The sequence below is a fragment of the Vibrio sp. genome, from assembly GCF_038138445.1.
Classification (GTDB): Bacteria; Pseudomonadota; Gammaproteobacteria; order Enterobacterales; family Vibrionaceae; genus Vibrio.
On record NZ_JAYQDQ010000003.1, the window covers coordinates 75,309 to 92,795 of the forward strand.

The 17,487-nt window shown below is 44.3% G+C and carries 21 protein-coding genes; 9 read left to right on the forward strand and 12 right to left on the reverse strand.

Annotated features, from left to right (window positions below; genetic code table 11):
* Position 1: 1 nt before the first annotated feature.
* The 3 genes from AAFM34_RS01945 to AAFM34_RS01955 form a co-directional block, all read right to left on the reverse strand.
* Positions 2-877 (reverse strand): hypothetical protein, encoded by an 876-nt coding sequence (locus AAFM34_RS01945; protein ID WP_341659422.1) that lies wholly within the window; start codon positions 875-877, stop codon positions 2-4.
* 90 nt (positions 878-967) lie between these two features.
* Entirely contained in the window at positions 968-1,648 is a 681-nt protein-coding gene (locus tag AAFM34_RS01950; protein WP_341659560.1) for a 3-deoxy-D-manno-octulosonic acid kinase, read from the reverse strand.
* A 60-nt stretch (positions 1,649-1,708) separates the two neighbouring features.
* Entirely contained in the window at positions 1,709-2,452 is a 744-nt protein-coding gene (locus AAFM34_RS01955) for a glycosyltransferase family 25 protein (protein WP_341659424.1), read from the reverse strand.
* Between the two features lie 136 nt (positions 2,453-2,588).
* Here AAFM34_RS01955 and AAFM34_RS01960 point away from each other — a divergent pair, with 136 nt between their 5' ends.
* Together AAFM34_RS01960 and AAFM34_RS01965 are read left to right on the forward strand one after the other, a co-directional pair.
* Positions 2,589-3,671, forward strand: a complete 1,083-nt coding sequence (locus AAFM34_RS01960) for a glycosyltransferase family 9 protein (RefSeq protein ID WP_341659426.1) — start codon at positions 2,589-2,591, stop codon at positions 3,669-3,671.
* A 9-nt stretch (positions 3,672-3,680) separates the two neighbouring features.
* Positions 3,681-4,466 (forward strand): glycosyltransferase family 2 protein, encoded by a 786-nt coding sequence (locus AAFM34_RS01965; protein ID WP_341659428.1) that lies wholly within the window; start codon positions 3,681-3,683, stop codon positions 4,464-4,466.
* A gap of 49 nt (positions 4,467-4,515) precedes the next feature.
* Here the strand turns inward: AAFM34_RS01965 and AAFM34_RS01970 are convergent, their stop codons facing one another.
* The gene (locus AAFM34_RS01970) at positions 4,516-5,550 is read right to left on the reverse strand and encodes a glycosyltransferase family 9 protein (RefSeq protein ID WP_341659430.1); all 1,035 of its coding nucleotides are present in this window, start codon (positions 5,548-5,550) and stop codon (positions 4,516-4,518) included.
* Positions 5,551-5,660: 110 nt separating this feature from the next.
* Here AAFM34_RS01970 and coaD point away from each other — a divergent pair, with 110 nt between their 5' ends.
* Complete coding sequence (coaD, locus tag AAFM34_RS01975) at positions 5,661-6,155, forward strand: pantetheine-phosphate adenylyltransferase (RefSeq protein ID WP_114786019.1); 495 nt, start codon at positions 5,661-5,663, stop codon at positions 6,153-6,155.
* Positions 6,156-6,179: 24 nt separating this feature from the next.
* On the opposite strand, the gene mutM is transcribed toward coaD, so the two are convergent.
* From mutM to radC, 5 genes are all read right to left on the reverse strand, one after another.
* A complete protein-coding gene (mutM, locus tag AAFM34_RS01980; protein WP_341659433.1) occupies positions 6,180-6,986 on the reverse strand; it encodes a bifunctional DNA-formamidopyrimidine glycosylase/DNA-(apurinic or apyrimidinic site) lyase in 807 nt (268 codons plus the stop codon).
* Positions 6,987-7,018: 32 nt separating this feature from the next.
* On the reverse strand, positions 7,019-7,504 hold the full coding sequence (locus tag AAFM34_RS01985; protein ID WP_341659435.1) for a hypothetical protein: 486 nt from the start codon (positions 7,502-7,504) through the stop codon (positions 7,019-7,021).
* A gap of 185 nt (positions 7,505-7,689) precedes the next feature.
* A complete protein-coding gene (rpmG, locus tag AAFM34_RS01990) occupies positions 7,690-7,860 on the reverse strand; it encodes a 50S ribosomal protein L33 (protein ID WP_004410866.1) in 171 nt (56 codons plus the stop codon).
* A gap of 13 nt (positions 7,861-7,873) precedes the next feature.
* Positions 7,874-8,110, reverse strand: a complete 237-nt coding sequence (gene rpmB / locus AAFM34_RS01995) for a 50S ribosomal protein L28 (RefSeq protein WP_006881432.1) — start codon at positions 8,108-8,110, stop codon at positions 7,874-7,876.
* Between the two features lie 276 nt (positions 8,111-8,386).
* Entirely contained in the window at positions 8,387-9,052 is a 666-nt protein-coding gene (gene radC, locus AAFM34_RS02000) for a DNA repair protein RadC (protein ID WP_341659438.1), read from the reverse strand.
* A 223-nt stretch (positions 9,053-9,275) separates the two neighbouring features.
* On the opposite strand from radC, the gene coaBC reads away from it, so the two are divergent.
* From coaBC to lpxM, 4 genes are all read left to right on the forward strand, one after another.
* Complete coding sequence (coaBC, locus tag AAFM34_RS02005; RefSeq protein WP_341659440.1) at positions 9,276-10,481, forward strand: bifunctional phosphopantothenoylcysteine decarboxylase/phosphopantothenate--cysteine ligase CoaBC; 1,206 nt, start codon at positions 9,276-9,278, stop codon at positions 10,479-10,481.
* A 160-nt stretch (positions 10,482-10,641) separates the two neighbouring features.
* Positions 10,642-11,232: a nucleoid occlusion factor SlmA gene (gene slmA, locus AAFM34_RS02010; protein ID WP_125320277.1), complete on the forward strand. Its 591-nt coding sequence runs from the start codon at positions 10,642-10,644 to the stop codon at positions 11,230-11,232.
* 8 nt (positions 11,233-11,240) lie between these two features.
* The gene (locus AAFM34_RS02015; protein WP_341659445.1) at positions 11,241-12,191 is read left to right on the forward strand and encodes a Kdo(2)-lipid IV(A) acyltransferase; all 951 of its coding nucleotides are present in this window, start codon (positions 11,241-11,243) and stop codon (positions 12,189-12,191) included.
* A gap of 6 nt (positions 12,192-12,197) precedes the next feature.
* Positions 12,198-13,157 carry a lauroyl-Kdo(2)-lipid IV(A) myristoyltransferase gene (gene lpxM, locus AAFM34_RS02020; RefSeq protein WP_341659447.1) on the forward strand — a complete coding sequence of 320 codons (960 nt, stop codon included), beginning with the start codon at positions 12,198-12,200 and terminating at the stop codon, positions 13,155-13,157.
* A gap of 73 nt (positions 13,158-13,230) precedes the next feature.
* Here the strand turns inward: lpxM and pyrE are convergent, their stop codons facing one another.
* Together pyrE and rph are read right to left on the reverse strand one after the other, a co-directional pair.
* Positions 13,231-13,872 carry an orotate phosphoribosyltransferase gene (pyrE, locus tag AAFM34_RS02025; RefSeq protein ID WP_341659449.1) on the reverse strand — a complete coding sequence of 214 codons (642 nt, stop codon included), beginning with the start codon at positions 13,870-13,872 and terminating at the stop codon, positions 13,231-13,233.
* 84 nt (positions 13,873-13,956) lie between these two features.
* Complete coding sequence (gene rph / locus AAFM34_RS02030) at positions 13,957-14,673, reverse strand: ribonuclease PH (RefSeq protein WP_152429295.1); 717 nt, start codon at positions 14,671-14,673, stop codon at positions 13,957-13,959.
* On the opposite strand from rph, the gene AAFM34_RS02035 reads away from it, so the two are divergent.
* Both AAFM34_RS02035 and AAFM34_RS02040 read left to right on the forward strand, forming a co-directional pair.
* Complete coding sequence (locus AAFM34_RS02035; RefSeq protein ID WP_341659452.1) at positions 14,673-14,837, forward strand: hypothetical protein; 165 nt, start codon at positions 14,673-14,675, stop codon at positions 14,835-14,837. The genes rph and AAFM34_RS02035 overlap by 1 nt on opposite strands.
* 14 nt (positions 14,838-14,851) lie before the next feature.
* On the forward strand, positions 14,852-15,718 hold the full coding sequence (locus AAFM34_RS02040) for a YicC/YloC family endoribonuclease (protein WP_341659454.1): 867 nt from the start codon (positions 14,852-14,854) through the stop codon (positions 15,716-15,718).
* A gap of 49 nt (positions 15,719-15,767) precedes the next feature.
* Here AAFM34_RS02040 and AAFM34_RS02045 read toward each other — a convergent pair whose 3' ends face one another.
* Complete coding sequence (locus tag AAFM34_RS02045) at positions 15,768-17,435, reverse strand: hypothetical protein (protein ID WP_341659456.1); 1,668 nt, start codon at positions 17,433-17,435, stop codon at positions 15,768-15,770.
* Positions 17,436-17,487 lie beyond the last annotated feature (52 nt).

The window sequence follows — 17,487 nt, forward strand, 5'->3', positions numbered from 1 at the left end:
CCTAGGCACCAGTCAATCGTTTATAACGTTTTACAACACTATTTCTGAACTTCTGCACCTTAGTATCTTTTATGACATCTGCTACATCATGCTGCTGAGCTTTAAACATCTCTACAGCTTGATCGAAATTTTTCCCCTGAAGTAGCACTTTAGCGAAGAAAGAGGAGATCAACGCATCCCACTGAGGCTTATTACCCCAATAGTGTCGTATCCAATGTTTTGCTTCACAAATGGAGGTTGATTGGAGTGCAAGCGACAAGGAAAACTGCTCAACGAGCCTACGCTCCATTCCATCTTTACACATGGCATCACATGCCACCAAAGCTGATGATAATACCTTCGATGGATCCCTTAACTTAGATATTGCAACAACACCAGCATTCCACATGGCACTATCAAGCGTCATATCAAATTCGCCATAGCTCTTACCTATACCATGGCTTTGCATTTTTTTTCCGGTTCTCCCTAACGGAGCATGAAAATCAAATTCTCGGATATGCATTAGGTTATTGCCACTATCCAGCTCTTCCATCATCTTATCAAGCAACTTGTCAGCAATGGTATCAGTATCCAGATACACACAATGACATTCAGGTTTACTCTCAGCAATGGATAATATTGCCTTGATTTTAATCCTCCAAAAGAAATCAACATCACCACGCCAGTGCTGTAGTGTATTACTGTCAACTCCAACCACATTGAACCTATCACCTAGCCACTGATAAAATTCAGCTCTATCAGTAACAATGGTAAAATTATAATCTCTATCAGTAGGCATATGTGCCGCTATACTCGTCATCGAGTATACTAGCTGACTGTGATACTGTGTTTTTTCTCCAAATGCGAGAAAAATAAACTCTACGGGCGTTTTTTTCATAAGTTATTCGTCTAAAAATGGGGGACAAAAAAGGTGCTAGTAATATATTGTTGTCGAAATGATACTCTAACCTAACCTCTTTGGGTAACATTAAGTCGCATTCTTGTACCCTTCCAATAACACTTTTAACTCTGCATCATGCCAATGGATTTGATGGCGAGCCACTTCCTTTTCAAACGATCGCTTAAGTCTATCAAGATTAGCCTGCTTCCAACTATCGCCTGTCTGTTGAAAACATTTATCAAAGTCAATCAACCACACTTTGTCATTATCATCTATCAAGATATTGTGAATATTGAGGTCAGTATGGTTAACTTGGGCATGATGCATCTTGCCTATTTCCTGGCCTATCTTGTGATACATGGATGTGGCTAAAGAACCTTCAGTCAGGATAGAAACCAAATCCTGGGCGTTTGGTATTTTCTCAGTTAGAAGATCTGCTTTGTATATTAGTCCTTTACGAATAGCTCTAGCTGCCAGAGGTTTGGGTACGTTTACACCTGCTTTATTCAAGCTAGTGAGCAGAACATACTCCTGATAACTTCGTGTTTTTTCCCAACCAGAAAACCAGTAGCTATCGGCAATCAATTTCCCAACCAAGCCTCCTCGGCGGTAGTGCCTTAAAGCTGCTTGTACCGAGCGTGTTTGGATAAACCAAGTGGTACCTCGACCATGCGCTTTACCGATAATATTATTGTTGACCTTCCAGAAGTTATGCTCAAAAACATCTGCAGGGTCTTCTACAAGAAGGTCGGAGTCATACCAAATCATTTCATTGTTAATTGATAGTCTTTTATACAAACCATACCTCAGACATCAAATATTTTTACTTTATTGAAATTTTTCATTGCTCTTATATTGAAGAAAATTTAACGTCATTCTACTAAATCGATAGAAACGATAGAGCTCACGTAGCAACTTAAAATATAGAGGTACTCGAGATTTATCATTGCATCGCCGAATTGTACTTACCTGATCTGCCCCATCATCTCGAATAGCATAGGGTTGAACACCAGCACATATTAGCCCTGTCCGGTAGGACTCGCCTATGTAGTTATCCACCGCACATACCCATCTATTACTGTACTTAAGCAGTCTTTTAGCACCACTAGGACTTATACTATAACCACGAGCACCCGAACGATTATCTGCCCACAGTACAATATTCAAATCACCATGGGTATCAATTTGCTTACAGCCTCGCTCTTGTTTTTCAACTCTAATGTACTCGTAGCCGTTTTGGTGTAGCTCTGGAAGATAGGTCAATACTTCACTAAAGTTTTCAGTTGGTATGCCATCATCTTCTAATATCAGAATAGGTTCGTCTATTTCAAGACATTTTTGCCAAAGTTTGTAGTGACTAGCGTAACATCCTTTTTCACCAGGAGATAAAGGCCTACTTCTAAAAAAAATTCTGTGCTTGTCATCTGGTAAGTTAACGAGTTCCGGTGGTAACCCTTGATGCCCATCAATAGCGGTAAACAGTTCAAACTCTATACCTATCTCATTTAAAGATTGAGAGATTTTTTCCCTACGTTCTAGCGATGATGGCAGATTGATTACAAAAACTTTCATATTATTACTTTGCAATTTGATGCTGTAAGATAGGAAAATCAGATACCACAAAATCCATCCAGCAGCACGGAAATAATTTACATTTCATCTACTCATCTGCATAATTTTGATCATCTTTCACCACACACCACATAATATGGCTCTTTTTCTATCTCCGCCCAATTCTCTCTGTATTCTGCGATTATCCGCCATTGGTGATGTGTGTAACACCGTATCCGCAGTACAGGCGATTCAGAGGCAGTGGCCCAACACTCACATTGTCTGGATTACAGGTCAACTTGAAGCCAAGCTACTTGAAGGAATAAAAGATATAGAAGTTATCGTCTTTGATAAAAAGAGCGGTTGGCAAGGGTATCAAAAACTATGGCGGGCATTGCAAGGGCGCAGGTTTGACGCCCTCTTGCACATGCAATATGCCTTTAGAGCCAGTCTTGCTACTTTGGGTATTAAAGCTACGTATAAACTCGGCTTTGACAAGCTAAGAAGCCAAGATTTGCAAACTTTGTTTACTAACGTCAAAGTTCCTTCCCCAGATTCGATGCATGTACTCGATGGCTTACTGGCATTTGGTCATACACTAGGAATTCGTGATATGACACCCTCTTGGTCGCTCGATTATTCTGACCAAGATAAAAATTGGGCAAAAAACCAGCTTTCGAGTGAAAAAAGAAACCTAGTTCTGGTTCCTGCAGCAAGCAAAGCATATAAAAACTGGACGCTGCAAGGCTACTTAGCTTTAATCGAGCATGTTGATCTGCAAGGCTGGCAAATCATCTTGGCAGGAAGCCCAGCCCAAATAGAAGTGGATTTAGCCGCTGAAATTGAGAGTAAAACAAAATCTAAGCTCAATAATCAAGTAGGCCAAAGCTCACTCAAACAAATGCTTGCTCTGATTGACTGCGCTGATTTAGTTATTGCACCTGACACTGGGCCTGCGCATATGGCCAATGCCGTGAATACCCCAGTGATCGGCCTCTATGCTCACCATAACCCAGAACGAACGGGGCCTTATCAATATCGTCAGTATGTGGTTTCAGCCTATGAAGAAGCCATCTTGGCTGAAACAGGAAAATCTGCAACCCAGCTAAGCTGGCGATCTCGCGTGAAAGACAAAACTGCGATGCAACGCATCAAGCCACAACAAGTCATTGCCATGTTTGATAATGTCACTAACGAGCTTAACCTGACTAACGAATCGCTCCAAAGTATAAACCAATAAGGTGCCCGTATGAGTAAACCTAGTATTGCGGTCGCCTTGATCGTAAAAAATGAAGCCCAGCATCTAAAAGCCTGTCTTGAAACCGTACATAGCTGGGTTGATGAAATCGTGGTGCTAGACTCTGGTAGCACAGATAATACCGAAGCTATCGCCCGCAGCTTCACCGATAAATTTTTTGTTAATGCCGATTGGCCAGGTTTTGGGCCGCAGCGCCAATTGGCACAATCTCATATAGAATCTGATTACGTCCTGTGGCTTGATGCCGATGAACGCGTCACGCCAGAACTTAAAAACAGCATCATATCGGCAGTAAGTGCTAACCAACCAAACACCATATACCAAACCGCACGACTCAGTTGGGTGTTCGGCCGCTATATTCGCCACTGTGGCTGGTATCCAGACAAGGTTTTGCGTTTATACCCAACCAAACTCACACACTACAATGATGCGCTGGTGCATGAAAAAGTCGAAGTATCCAAAGCAATGAAGGTGGAAACACTCAAAGGCGACCTGATTCACTTCACGTACAATGATATGAACCATTACCTAGTCAAATCAGCAGGTTATGCCAAAGCATGGGCCGAGCAGAGAGAGAAAAAAGGCAAAAAGAGCAGCATCTCACAAGGTATATTGCATGCTCTTGGCTGCTTTTTGAAAATGTATGTCCTAAAAGCAGGATTTCTTGACGGTAAACAAGGCTTGCTGCTTTCTTTGCTATCAGCACACTCGACCTTTGTTAAATATGCCGATCTCTGGATTAGAAGCGAAACAGACAAGATGCCAAACACGTTTTAAGTGCGTCTTGCATAGCAAGCCAAAGGCAAAAATGGGCGCCTTTGGCCCTTTATTTAACCTTACCGTTTAACCATGGCTGTAGGTCGTTAACAACCGAGCTGATATCAATTCTGGCCATATCTTCCTGACTGGCTTTATCATCTGCTTGAGGCGGACAAAATGCAATGTGATTATTGGCAGAGTTAATTGGCTGCCAACGCAAAGGCGTCGCCGAGCGCTTGCTAGGGAAAAACCCCACCGTCGGCACATCAATGGCCGCTGCAATATGTAGTGGCCCTGTAGAACCTGCGATAAACAAGTCAGCACACGCAATGGCAAGAGCAAAGTCGATTAAACCTTGATTCTTGTCATACACCACACAGCTTCTACCTTGCTGCTGCACTAGGCTATTCAGCTCTGCCGCTTTTTGCTCTTCGCCAGGACCTGCGGTTAACACCACCTCAAACTCTCCTGACAAGCTGCGAATCAACTGGGCGTATTGCGTAAGTGAAAGGTTGTTTGCAGAGCCACCACTGCCTGCATGAACAAAAAACCAAGGCTTGTGTATACTAATACCAAGTTGCTGCGCGAGTTTTTGCTTTTGACTATCAATATCTTGGGGTGAAAAAGACAAATAAGGCGCCTTAGGCTCGACTATGTCTTTACCGAGATCAGTGAGAAAAGCCCTCACTAAATCAAGATTGTATTCATATTCAGGTTTGGCTGATTGCGAGCGTTTCTGTTTTATGCGCTTGTTATAAAAAATTTGCGCTAGCTTGGTAGCAGGTGCCAGACGATACGGAATCTTTGCTTTCCAGACTAATTTGGCATTGTAGGTTGTCGAAAATAGATTGATCGATGCATCAAAGTGTTCCGACCTTAGTATTTCAACCAAAGCTGACTGGGCTTGCTTTGAGCCATTGCTTGTCGGATCAACCAGAACCTCATCAATCCAAGGGCAAAGTTTGGCAAGAGCCACTGTATAGTTGGGAACTAACGCCGTGATCTGACAATGAGGCAGAGAGTTTTTGAGCATAGCAAAACTTGGCCAAGCCAGCATAAAGTCGCCAATTTTATCATTTCGGACAACCAGTATTTTTTTCATTACATTTCCAGCGCTCGATCTTTTGTCTCAATGATAACGGCTAAGTTGGGTAAATGTGAGCCTTTTTGTTACCATTAAGCAAGATAAATAAATACATCGAGTACTTAACAGTGAGTAAGAAGCGTCTCTCAAGAGTAATATACCCAGGAACCTTTGATCCTATTACCAACGGCCACTTAGATTTAATAGAAAGGGCTGCAGATATGTTTGACCAAGTCACGATAGCCGTCGCTGCAAGCCCAAGTAAAAACACCATGTTTACACTTGAAGAGCGCGTTGCTTTTACTCAGCAAGTTACCGAGCATTTGGATAATGTCAGCTCGAAAGGCTTTGCCGGTTTGATGGTCGACTTTGCTAAGCAAGAAAATGCCAACGTGCTGATCCGCGGCTTGCGCACCACAGTCGACTTTGAGTATGAATTTGGTTTAACCAATATGTATCGCAGATTAATGCCTGGACTTGAAAGCGTCTTTCTAACACCAGCAGAAGAGCATGCGTTTATCTCCTCTACCATAGTCCGAGAAGTCGCAATTCACGGTGGTGATGTGACTAACTTTGTCCCTGAGATAGTCGCAAAAGCCCTCAAAAGTAAGGCGCACGTATAAATTCAGCGGCCAACGCCGCTGAGATCAGTGCTGGCAGGCGTCACAAAAAAATGTGTTACGTTGACCAATTTTCTGCTCTTGGATGGCCTCAGCGCAACTCGGGCAGGGCTCCCCCGCACGGCCATATACTTGCAACTCTTGGGCAAAGTACCCAGGCTTACCATCGGCTTGAGCAAAATCTTTAAGCGTGGTCCCACCTTGCTTAATCGCGGTATCAAGAACTTGCTTAATTTCTTTGACTAGCCTTAACCATTCAGTATCGGTTAATGAGCCAGCAGGTCGAGTTGGATGAATTTGAGCGCTAAACAAGGATTCATTCGCGTATATGTTGCCCACACCGACCACTATCTTGTTGTCCATGATGAACTGTTTTACGGCCACTCGCTTATTGACAGCTTTAGCCGCAATGTAAGCTGCATCGAACTTATTGGTTAGTGGCTCTGGCCCCATGCGATCCAGTACTTGGTGTTCTCCATTTTCTGTCCACAGCCAAGCGCCAAAGCGTCTTGGATCGTTATAGCGCAGCACTTTGCCGTTAGTTAACTTCAAATCTACGTGATCGTGCTTACCCGGCGCAATTTCTGCGTCTAATACACGCAGCGAACCAGACATGCCCAAATGGATAATGGCACTGCCCACATTGGTTTCAATCAGCAAATATTTAGCTCGGCGAGAAATATTACGTATTACTTGGCCTTCAATATTTTTTAGTGCCTTTGGAATATCCCAGCGCAATTTAGGGGTGCGAAAGGTCAGTTTGGCAATTGTTTGTCCAATGAGATGTGGTGTGATGCCCAGACGACTCACTTCAACTTCAGGTAACTCAGGCATTGTGCTCTTTATTCCAGATTGGATAAGGTCGGTTAAGGTAACAAATATTCAGGCTCAACTGAAATCGCTATCCATTGCTCTTGCCAGTTTTTTAACAACCAAAATTTTGGGGCTTGGTAAAGCGTGATCCTTTGCGGCTCTTCCTGATCTTGATACCAAGCTTCTATGGTGCTGGGTGAACTGAGTTGAGGTTTAAGGCTATCAAACGTCTGAACATCGACTCTAGTACCCACCAAACTTCCCCAACGCTTGGCTAACTCAGCGGCAGATACGCTACCTTGCTTGGTCATACTCCACTGCCCATCTTGGTACTCTAACGACCAGTCAGAGAAATACAAAGCACGAAGCTTAGATGATGGATCGAGCAAATAAGGGTAATCACCACTCACCACTGCCGAGTCATCTTCTATAAGATAAGTCTTAATAACCGTTGGCAGGTTAAGGATCATAATAAAGGCAATAATGCCTAAAATCATGATGTTATTCCAGCGGCGACGCCTCGATGTAGAAACACGCATGAGTTGAGCTTTCCATTTAAGTAACTGTAACAAAAGGTAGCAGAAAACAGAATGGAGGGAAACGAAGATCAAGCACGCTGCGCAGGCCAGAGTATATTGATAGCTTTAGAAAAACAAAAAACCCAGCAAATATGCTGGGTTTCCTAGTATGAACTTCCGTAAAAGAAGCTGAGAAGAGAAATCAATTACTTGATTTTCGCTTCTTTGTACATAACGTGCTGGCGAACAACTGGATCAAACTTTTTGATCTCAAATTTGCCTGGCATATTACGCTTGTTCTTATCAGTAGTGTAGAAGTGACCAGTACCTGCAGAAGATACTAGACGGATTTTCTCACGTACGCCTTTCTTTGCCATTGCCTATTTCCTCTTAAACGTTTTCGCCGTTTGCGCGAATGTCAGCAAGAACAGCATCAATGCCCTTCTTGTCGATGATACGCATACCTTTAGCAGATAGACGTAGTTTAACAAAACGTTTTTCGCTCTCTACCCAGAAACGATGAGTTTGTAGGTTCGGCAGAAAACGACGCTTAGTAGCATTACGTGCGTGTGAACGGTTGTTACCCGTTACTGGACGCTTACCAGTTACTTGGCATACTCGTGACATGAATGTCTTCTCCAAAATCGTTTCAGCTCGATATCAACCTTGGTGGCCGAACCTCTCTATTTCTCATAGAAGAATTTAGAGGTCTTATACCGTTATGGAAACCCATACAAGGCTATCAAAGGTCGCGCATTATACTAACTTGACTAGCATTGCTCAAGACCCGAACAGATCCTTTTTCAAGGTTTTCGTGATCTTTTTTAGGCAGAGCTGATAATAGTTCAAAAAATGTCGGGGGATTGTAGCAGAATTCACGCAACTCACAACCAGTAATGTGATTTAAATCCATCCACGCTCTGCAAAGGAAACCACCTCTCCGTCGCCAACCACAAAATGGTCAAGCACACGAATATCAACTAAAGCCAGTGCATCCCCAATACGACGGGTGATTCGGCGGTCAGCCTGACTTGGCTCTGCAACCCCAGAAGGATGATTATGTGCCAGTATCAATGCGGCAGCATTGTGATCAAGCGCACGTTTAACCACTTCCCTTGGATAAACTGAGGCGCTATCTATTGTCCCTTCAAATAAAACTTCTCCTTTAATCACCCTGTGTTGGTTATCCAAAAACAAGATATAGAAAGCTTCACGGGTTTTATCGCGCAGCCTGCTTACCAAATACAACTTGGTCTGTTCTGGACTGGTTAACGCTTCTCCGCGAACCAAAGCCTCATAGAGATAGCGCTGCGTCATTTCTAATGCAGCCTGTAACTGAACATATTTTGCCTCTCCCAAGCCTTTGTATTGGCAAAGCTCAGCTCTCTCAGCCGAGAACAAACAGCGCAGTGAACCCATCTCTTTAAGTAGCTTGTCCGCTAATTGCAAGACGTTCATATCTTTAGTGCCTGTACGCAAAAAAATTGCCAGCAGCTCAGCATCAGTTAGAGACTGTGCTCCTCGCGAAAGCAGCTTTTCCCTTGGCATGGACTCGGGAGGCAAAAACATAACGAAACCTTAAATTTGAACAACGCCGCACTAGCATAACCACAGCTATGCACTGAATCACACAAATCAACGCTGTCTTAGAGCAAGTGAAAGATTTTGCGTAAATAATAGGTATATAAATAAGCAGCCAAGGTATGGTGGGATTTAAAACTTACGACACCATTTCTAGAGTCTAAAACTGCTGCATGGTAATCTTGCCACAGAATTTTTTAAGGATGACACAATGCAAACACTCGCAGGCAAAAAAATCCTACTTGGTATCGGTGGTGGTATAGCTGCTTATAAATGTGCCGATTTGACTCGACGCTTAATCGAAAGGGGCGCAGAAGTACAAGTTGTAATGACTAAAGCCGCTAAAGAATTTATTACTCCCTTAACCATGCAAGCCGTGTCAGGAAAGCCAGTCTCCGATAGCCTTCTTGATCCTGCCGCAGAGGCATCAATGGGCCATATTGAATTGGCGAAATGGGCTGACTTGATACTGATCGTGCCAGCCACAGCTGATCTGATTGCTCGCATTGCATCAGGTATGGGAAATGACCTTCTTACCACGCTTGTGTTAGCAAGCGATGCACCCATTGCTGTCTCCCCTGCCATGAATCAACAAATGTATCGCAATCAAGCAACCCAAGAAAATATCGCGACACTGCAAAGGCGAGGCATGCATATTTGGGGACCCGCCTCTGGTGAGCAAGCTTGCGGTGATATTGGTCCTGGCCGAATGCTAGAACCTATGCAGTTAGTCGAAGAGTGTGAGCAATTTTGGGCAGACAAACCACTTAAAGGATTGTCAGTACTCATTACCGCAGGCCCTACACGAGAAGCTATCGACCCTGTCCGCTATATTTCTAATCACAGCTCAGGCAAAATGGGTTTTGCACTGGCACAAGCTGCTGTGCAATTGGGCGCCTCAACAAACTTAGTCGCAGGCCCAGTTTCACTAGACACACCTGTAGGCGCAAACAGAATTGATGTAGCAAGCGCCCTAGAAATGCACAATACCGTTATGCAATACGCCTCTTCTCATGATATTTTTATCAGTTGTGCTGCTGTAGCTGACTATCGCCCTGAATCTATTGCCGAGCAAAAAATTAAGAAAAAAGACGGCAACGAGCATATGACCATCGCTATGGTCAAAAATCCCGACATTGTGGCTTCTGTTGCCAACATGACCGACGGTCGGCCATATACGGTAGGTTTCGCTGCAGAAACCCAGGATGTCGCGCATTATGCACGAAGTAAGCTCAGCAATAAAAACCTAGATATGATTTGTGCTAATGATGTCTCAATAGAGGGACAAGGCTTTAACAGCAACAACAATGCAGTTACTCTATACTGGAAAGAGGGTGAGCAGTCACTTACCCTTGCATCAAAGCAGAAAATTGCGCAGCAAATACTCATGTGCATTGCAGAAAAAATAAGTAACTAAATAACGGGACTGCAACCTAGTCGAATACGCTTACTCATTAAAATAAGCAGGCCCTAACCTAATATTCAGAACGTTGTCCATTCCGCTCACCCTAGTTTGCTAGTCTGGGCGAATGTCTGTGTTTATTGGCATTAACAGTGGAGAAAAAAGGAACTCATTCATGGCCGGAACAAAAAAAAGCAACCGCCGGGAAGAAATACTACAAGCACTGGCACAGATGCTGGAATCTCACGATGGAGCTTCCCGAATCACAACCGCTAAGCTTGCAAAGCATGTTGGTGTGTCCGAGGCAGCCTTGTATCGCCATTTCCCGAGCAAAGCACGCATGTTTGAGGGCCTAATCGAATTTATTGAAGAATCTCTGATGTCTCGCATCAATCGTATTCTCGATGAAGAAAAAGATACATTAACGCGCATTCGCCTGGTGCTTCAGTTAATATTAGCCTTTGCCGAACGCAATCCTGGCTTAACGCGCATTTTATCCGGTCATGCTCTGATGTTTGAAAATGAGCGCCTGCGTGAACGCATTAATCAGCTATTTGAGCGTATCGAAACTTCCATTCGCCAAATTCTGCGTGAGCGTCAATTAAGAGAAGGAAAAGCGTTTCCCGTTGACGAACCTACCCTAGCGGCGCAGTTGTTAGGGCAAGTAGAAGGTAGCTTAAATCGCTTTGTCCGCAGTGACTTTAAATACCAGCCAACGGCCAATTTCGAACAATATTGGGCTTTACTGAGCGCACAAATTAAGTAATTCGTAACATGAGCAAAAAAAACACCCTTGATAAACCAGAGTTTTCTGCAAGCTTACTGCATCCCAAATACTGGGGCGTATGGCTAGGATTTGGTTTTCTCGCCCTTATTGTGAACATACTTCCCTACGCCGTGCTTCTCAAAGTCGGACGAGGGATTGGCTCTTTGGGCATCAAAATAGGTAAGTCACGAGCAAAAATTGCTAAGCGTAATCTTGAACTTGCTTTCCCTAGCATGTCTGCGCAAGAGATTGACGACATGGTAGAGGAGAACTTCAAAAATACTGGTATGGCTCTGATTGAAACTGGTATCACTTGGTTTTGGCCAACATGGCGCTTTAAACGTATTCTGATTGCCAAAGATATTGATGAATTGCAAAAACACCAAGACGCAGGCAAAGGTGTACTGCTTTGCTGCGTGCACGCGCTCAACCTTGAAATCACCGCCCGAGCCTTTGCTGTATTGGGCCTTCCTGGGTACGGTGCTTACCGACCACACACTAATCCTGCCTATGAGTTCATCCAATACAGAGGCCGTACTCGCAACGGTAATCAATTGATTTACCGCCGTGATTTAAAACAGATGGTGCGCGTACTACGCCAAGGCCATAGGCTGTTCTACTTACCAGACCAAGACTATGGGCACAACAAATCCGTATTTGTACCATTTTTTGCGGTCAAAGAAGCCTGTACAACAACGGGAACGCGGATTCTTGCCTCAACCAGTAAGAGCGCCATCGTGCCCGGCTCAGGCTTTCGCAACCCGCAAGGCAAATACGAGATCATTGCGGACAAGTCGATTGAACAAGACTTTCCGCACAAAGATGAAAATGCCGCCGCTGCCTACATGAATAAATTTGTCGAAGAAATTATCATGCGCGCGCCAGAGCAATGGATGTGGTTACATAAACGCTTTAAATCTTTACCAGATCACTCACTCACCAATTCAAGATATCAATAAGTTTCAATGAGCAACCCAGATAAAAATAGCATCGAAAAACATCTGCATAACCCAAAGTTTGAATGGGCTTTTTTGCACCCTAAACATTGGGGAACATGGTTAGGTATAGCCTTTGCAGCTCTTGTCGCCTTTATTCCATTTCGTTGGCGTGACACTTTGGCTCGTAAGCTGTCAGTGTTTATTGTAAGAAAAAATGGCCGAGTCGTTCGCCGCGCCCGTGTAAACTTGGCGTATTGCTTTCCTGAAAAATCCGAATCAGAGCGTCAGCAGATATTAGAAGAGACCTTTGTAAAAGCTGCTCAGTATCTTTTAGGCTATTCGGAGTTTTTGGTTCGCTCAACCAAGCACAACCAAAATCGCGGCATAATGATAGGCGAAGAAAACATCCTCCCTTTGCTCGATGCCGGGGAAAAGGTAATTATTCTCGCTCCCCACGCCTGGGCGGTTGACTATCCTGCTGTTATGCTCGCGGCTAAAGGCTATAAAGTCACTACCATTATGAAGCCTCAACGCAACCCAATCGGTGATTGGTTAATGCAAGTCCAGCGCATGCAATATGGTGGGCGTATTTTTGCAAGAGATGCAGGAGTGAAGCCATTTGTACGCTCGATTAAGGATGGCTACCTAGGCTATTGGCTACCAGATGAAGACTTTGGCGCTGAAAATTCCGTCTTCGTTCCCTTCTTTGGTACGGAAAAAGCCACACTCAAAGGCTTTGGCAAAATGGCGCGCTTATCCAAAGCTAAAGTCGTACCTGTTTTACCCGCTTATAACGATAAGACAGGTAAATATGAAGTGCATATTCTACCAGCGTTAGAAAACTTCCCCACAGGCGATGAAGAGGCAGACGCACGCGCAATGAATCAAGCCATTGAAGATCTGTTAAGACCTCACCCTGAACAATATATGTGGAATCTCTCTTTACTCAAAACTCAGCGAGATGGCCGCGCGATTTATGATAACTAAAGCAAAAGAAGCGCACTGAAAAGCAAAAAAGGTTGACTCATAGGTCAACCTTTTTTCTGAGCTAGATTACCATCTAGATGCCGAATTCCGCTCGGTAGGCTTTCACCGCCGCTAGATGCTCTGTTGCATCGCCTTGCTCTTCTAAGTAGCTAACCAAGTCACCCAAGCTAACGATAGAAATCACCGCACAACCAAAATCACGCTCAACTTCCTGAATCGCAGACAAGTCACCCTTACCTTTCTCTTGGCGGTCAATAGCAACTAAAACGCCCGCTAAATCAGCGCCATTGGATTGGATAATCTGCATGGATTCGCGAATGGCTGTACCAGCAGTGATCACATCGTCCACTAACATGATGCGCCCTTCGAGTGCACTGCCGACTAAGTTGCCACCTTCGCCGTGATCCTTTGCCTCTTTGCGGTTAAAGCAATAGGGTGTATCTAGATTATGATGATCAGCCAATGCGACTGCTGTTGTGGTAGCAATTGGTATACCTTTATAGGCAGGGCCAAACAGCACATCAAACTCAATCCCAGAATCTGCCAGAGCGGCTGCATAAAAACGGCCTAGGCGAGCAAGATCTTGCCCTGTATTAAAAAGACCAGCGTTAAAAAAATAAGGGCTCTTACGGCCGGATTTTAAAGTAAACTCACCAAACTTTAGTACTTGTTTCTCTAGTGCAAACTCAATAAATTCACGCTGGTATGCTTTCATTGCTCTCTCTCTAAGTTAATAATGCCTATGGCTATCTTCCAAAAGATAAAAAAATAGCTTCCTAAATTGGAAGCTATTTAAAAATCATTGCTCTAACGCCGCTTTTTGCGCGGCGACAATATCGCAAATCCCCGTTTTTGCCGACTCGAGTAATTTCATCAAGTCATCATGGCTAAAAGGTTCGCCTTCTGCGGTACCTTGTACCTCAATCATGCGGCCATCTTCTGTCATCACCACATTCATATCAGTATCAGCAGCAGAGTCTTCAACGTACTCTAGGTCGCACAATACATCTTGACCAAGCATACCGACAGAAACCGCCGCAACATGCCCTTTCATCGGGTTTGCTTTCAACTTACCACCGTCGACTAAATGCTGGAATGCATCAGCCATAGCAACACTGGCACCTGAAATAGCAGCCGTGCGCGTTCCACCATCGGCTTGAATCACGTCACAATCGACAGTCACCATAATTTCGCCCATAGCTTCAAGATCGACCACAGCCCTTAAGCTACGTGCAATCAGGCGCTGAATTTCCATGGTACGGCCACCTTGTTTTCCACTCGCCGCTTCACGGCGCATGCGGGAGTGCGTCGAGCGAGGTAACATACCGTATTCAGCCGTCACCCAGCCTTTACCTTGACCTTTTAGCCAGCGAGGTACATTTTCTTCAACGGTCGCATTACATAATACTTTCGTATTGCCAAACTCAACCAGAACTGAGCCTTCAGCGTAAGCCGTGTAATTACGAGTGATTTTAATTGGGCGAACTTGGTCCGCCTTGCGATCGTTTGGACGCATTGGCATCTACCTTAGTTGTCTATCTACAGATAGGGGAAGACGAATCAGATTGGGGCAAGATTCTAGCAGAAAGCTCTGTGCTGGAAAAGCACCCTATTTTTCAGCGATACCAAATCGCGCGTATTCTGCTACTATTGCCACGCGTTATTTTCACAGATGATTAAGACAGGAAAATTCGATGATCTACAGTATGACCGCTTATGCTCGTAAAGAGGTAAAAGGTGAATGGGGCAGCGCAGTATGGGAAATCCGTAGCGTCAACCAACGTTATTTAGAAACCTACTTTCGACTACCTGAGCAATTTCGTGGCTTAGAGCCTGTTCTGCGCGAGCGCTTTAGAAAGCGCCTAGCACGCGGAAAAGTAGAATGTGCCCTACGTTTTGACGCTAACCCTGCCGCCAAAGGCGAGCTTAGCATCAACGAAACTCTCGCCAACCAAGTAATCAATGCCGCCAAGCAAGTGATGACAATGACAGGCGATGACAACCGATTAAACCCATTTCAAATCATGAACTGGCCAGGGGTTATGGAAACCTCTGAACAGGACATGGATGCGATTAACAAAGACTTGCTGGCTGCATTTGATGACGCAGTAAGCGAGTTCATCGAAGCTCGTAGCCGTGAAGGCGACAACATGAAAGCCTTGATTGAGCAGCGTTTGTCGGCCATCACAGAAGAAGTCATCAAAGTGCGTGCTCGAATGCCAGAGATTCTCGAGTGGCAACGCGAGCGTTTGTTCTCAAAGTTTGAAGAAGCTAAGGTCGAGCTTGACCCTTCTCGTGTGGAACAAGAACTTATCCTTCTTGCGCAAAAGTCTGATGTTGCAGAAGAACTAGATCGCCTCGATTCGCACGTAAAAGAAGCCAATAATATCCTTAAAAAAGGCGGCGCTTGCGGCCGGCGCTTAGATTTTATGATGCAAGAGTTTAATCGCGAGTCCAACACCTTGGCATCTAAATCAATAAGCACAGATATCACAGCCTCAGGCGTTGAGCTAAAAGTTCTTATCGAACAGATGCGAGAGCAGATCCAAAATATTGAATAAAAATAAAAACCAGCTATAGGTCAAGCCATTACGGCCTAGAGCTGGTTCGCTATAGTTGGCAAGCTCTATTCCCTTGTTCGGCTGGGTACTTGTAAGTCACCAATAGCACCTCCGCCATTCTTAGCCCTAACGGAACACTAGCTTTTAGAGTACTTGCCTGAGAGTCAGGCTCTCTCTGATTATCGGATGTGAAAGTTAGGCTCTTCTGGCCATTTTTACCATCAGTAATACGATAGCGATAACTGCGCTGTCCAATTCCGAGACTAGGGCCTTGAGAATCAAACTGAATCTTGCCGATGCCAGAGCCTTGAACAAAAATACTTGGTAATGCCTTAGCCGCCCCTTCAAAAGTAATCAAGACTTTAGGAGGGTTGGCAATTAGCACGCCTGTTAGCTCAGCTAAATTACCACCTTGATTATGGCAACCAAGGTTAAAAGGTGGTTTGTATATCAGCTGATATCCAGTTTCATCTTGGCCTTGATTCTGGATTGACTGCCATATAGGGTCATTAAAATACCAGCCAGACTGCCCACCTGAGCTCAAGCTGTCTTTTTTAATTGGTAAATAAGCATAACCTTGATATCTAACCTCTATCTTTATCGGCTCTGCTTTTGCGAGGGAGTTTAAATCAACAGACCGCCCTACATCATCAACAAACTCTAGATTTCCAACTAAGGCTTGCTGCGCTGATTGAGCCTTCTCTGGGTCAAGATACAATGTTAAGCCGAGCGAGCGTTCGGGGCTATTCAAAGAGTTTGTAATATCGGCAAGTGAAATACCAATATCATATCTGGGCTGATAATCTTTTGATTCACTACCATCAACTGGATTAAAGGTTTTGATTCCACCAGAGTCATGCATAGGTGACTGTAGATTACTGATTGCAGATTTAAGCATTGAAGAATTGTGCTGGAAACCATTACTCATCGCGCTTATCACCTGATAGGAATGCAAGTACAAGCCGAGTTTTTGCAATACCCCTGCGCCAGAAGCTGGCATCTCCGGTAAAACTTGGGTTAAGTTGTTCGCATCTGCAAGCTTGGAAAATGCTATTGGCGGCTCGTCTTTTGCTGCATGCCCGCTCCAATTAAATGCAACCGCATAATCGACAACATAGTCGAGTTTTGTCTCAACATTGCCTTTGTAAGGTTCAAGCGCTTGATTCGCCTTCTCTAAGTATTCTGGGGTAATCGGATTAAACGCGTATTCGTAAACATCAACCAGCTCACTGGCAAGCGTTTCTAGCTCTTTTTGATGCTCCGCTAACTGCTGCTTTGTTTGCTCATTCAAACCATAAGAGATAGCAGACATCACCTGTAAATAAGCGTGATTGAAGCTTTTTCCTTCAAGCAGCTCGGCACTGCCGTGGACCATATCAGGCATAACTCGCGCGCTGATGTAATCGTAGGTGTATTGATTGAAGGTAAAACTATCATTGAGATACCAGTAGGGAAAACGGCTATGGTTGGCTCCTTTAACCACAGCGGCAAAGCCATCCATCTCTCCCGGGATAACCTGTCTAAATTGATTGAGTAGATATTGGTAATACCCTTGTTCAGGGTTCTTTAGATCAGACCCTTGATTGCTAGGGCATGCACTTGCCTCTTTCTCACAAGCCTTAGCATCGGCCACATTAACGGTAGAAGAATCACCATTTGCTCCAACACCTACAGGAAAACCAAGCATTAATACCCAAAAAATTCGCTTTAACAACACTCACTCTCCCTTGGATGATTGGTTCTAACTCAAAATTGTTGTCAAAAAAATC

Coding starts and splice junctions, on each gene's coding strand:
- AAFM34_RS01945 (WP_341659422.1), bottom strand. CDS start 877: ATGAAAAAAACGCCCGTAGAGTTTATTTTTCTCGCATTTGGAGAAAAA.
- AAFM34_RS01950 (WP_341659560.1), bottom strand. CDS start 1,648: ATGATTTGGTATGACTCCGACCTTCTTGTAGAAGACCCTGCAGATGTT.
- AAFM34_RS01955 (WP_341659424.1), bottom strand. CDS start 2,452: ATGAAAGTTTTTGTAATCAATCTGCCATCATCGCTAGAACGTAGGGAA.
- AAFM34_RS01960 (WP_341659426.1), top strand. CDS start 2,589: ATGGCTCTTTTTCTATCTCCGCCCAATTCTCTCTGTATTCTGCGATTA.
- AAFM34_RS01965 (WP_341659428.1), top strand. CDS start 3,681: ATGAGTAAACCTAGTATTGCGGTCGCCTTGATCGTAAAAAATGAAGCC.
- AAFM34_RS01970 (WP_341659430.1), bottom strand. CDS start 5,550: ATGAAAAAAATACTGGTTGTCCGAAATGATAAAATTGGCGACTTTATG.
- mutM (WP_341659433.1), bottom strand. CDS start 6,986: ATGCCTGAGTTACCTGAAGTTGAAGTGAGTCGTCTGGGCATCACACCA.
- AAFM34_RS01985 (WP_341659435.1), bottom strand. CDS start 7,504: ATGCGTGTTTCTACATCGAGGCGTCGCCGCTGGAATAACATCATGATT.
- rpmG (WP_004410866.1), bottom strand. CDS start 7,860: ATGGCAAAGAAAGGCGTACGTGAGAAAATCCGTCTAGTATCTTCTGCA.
- rpmB (WP_006881432.1), bottom strand. CDS start 8,110: ATGTCACGAGTATGCCAAGTAACTGGTAAGCGTCCAGTAACGGGTAAC.
- radC (WP_341659438.1), bottom strand. CDS start 9,052: ATGTTTTTGCCTCCCGAGTCCATGCCAAGGGAAAAGCTGCTTTCGCGA.
- coaBC (WP_341659440.1), top strand. CDS start 9,276: ATGCAAACACTCGCAGGCAAAAAAATCCTACTTGGTATCGGTGGTGGT.
- slmA (WP_125320277.1), top strand. CDS start 10,642: ATGGCCGGAACAAAAAAAAGCAACCGCCGGGAAGAAATACTACAAGCA.
- AAFM34_RS02015 (WP_341659445.1), top strand. CDS start 11,241: ATGAGCAAAAAAAACACCCTTGATAAACCAGAGTTTTCTGCAAGCTTA.
- lpxM (WP_341659447.1), top strand. CDS start 12,198: ATGAGCAACCCAGATAAAAATAGCATCGAAAAACATCTGCATAACCCA.
- pyrE (WP_341659449.1), bottom strand. CDS start 13,872: ATGAAAGCATACCAGCGTGAATTTATTGAGTTTGCACTAGAGAAACAA.
- rph (WP_152429295.1), bottom strand. CDS start 14,673: ATGCGTCCAAACGATCGCAAGGCGGACCAAGTTCGCCCAATTAAAATC.
- AAFM34_RS02040 (WP_341659454.1), top strand. CDS start 14,852: ATGATCTACAGTATGACCGCTTATGCTCGTAAAGAGGTAAAAGGTGAA.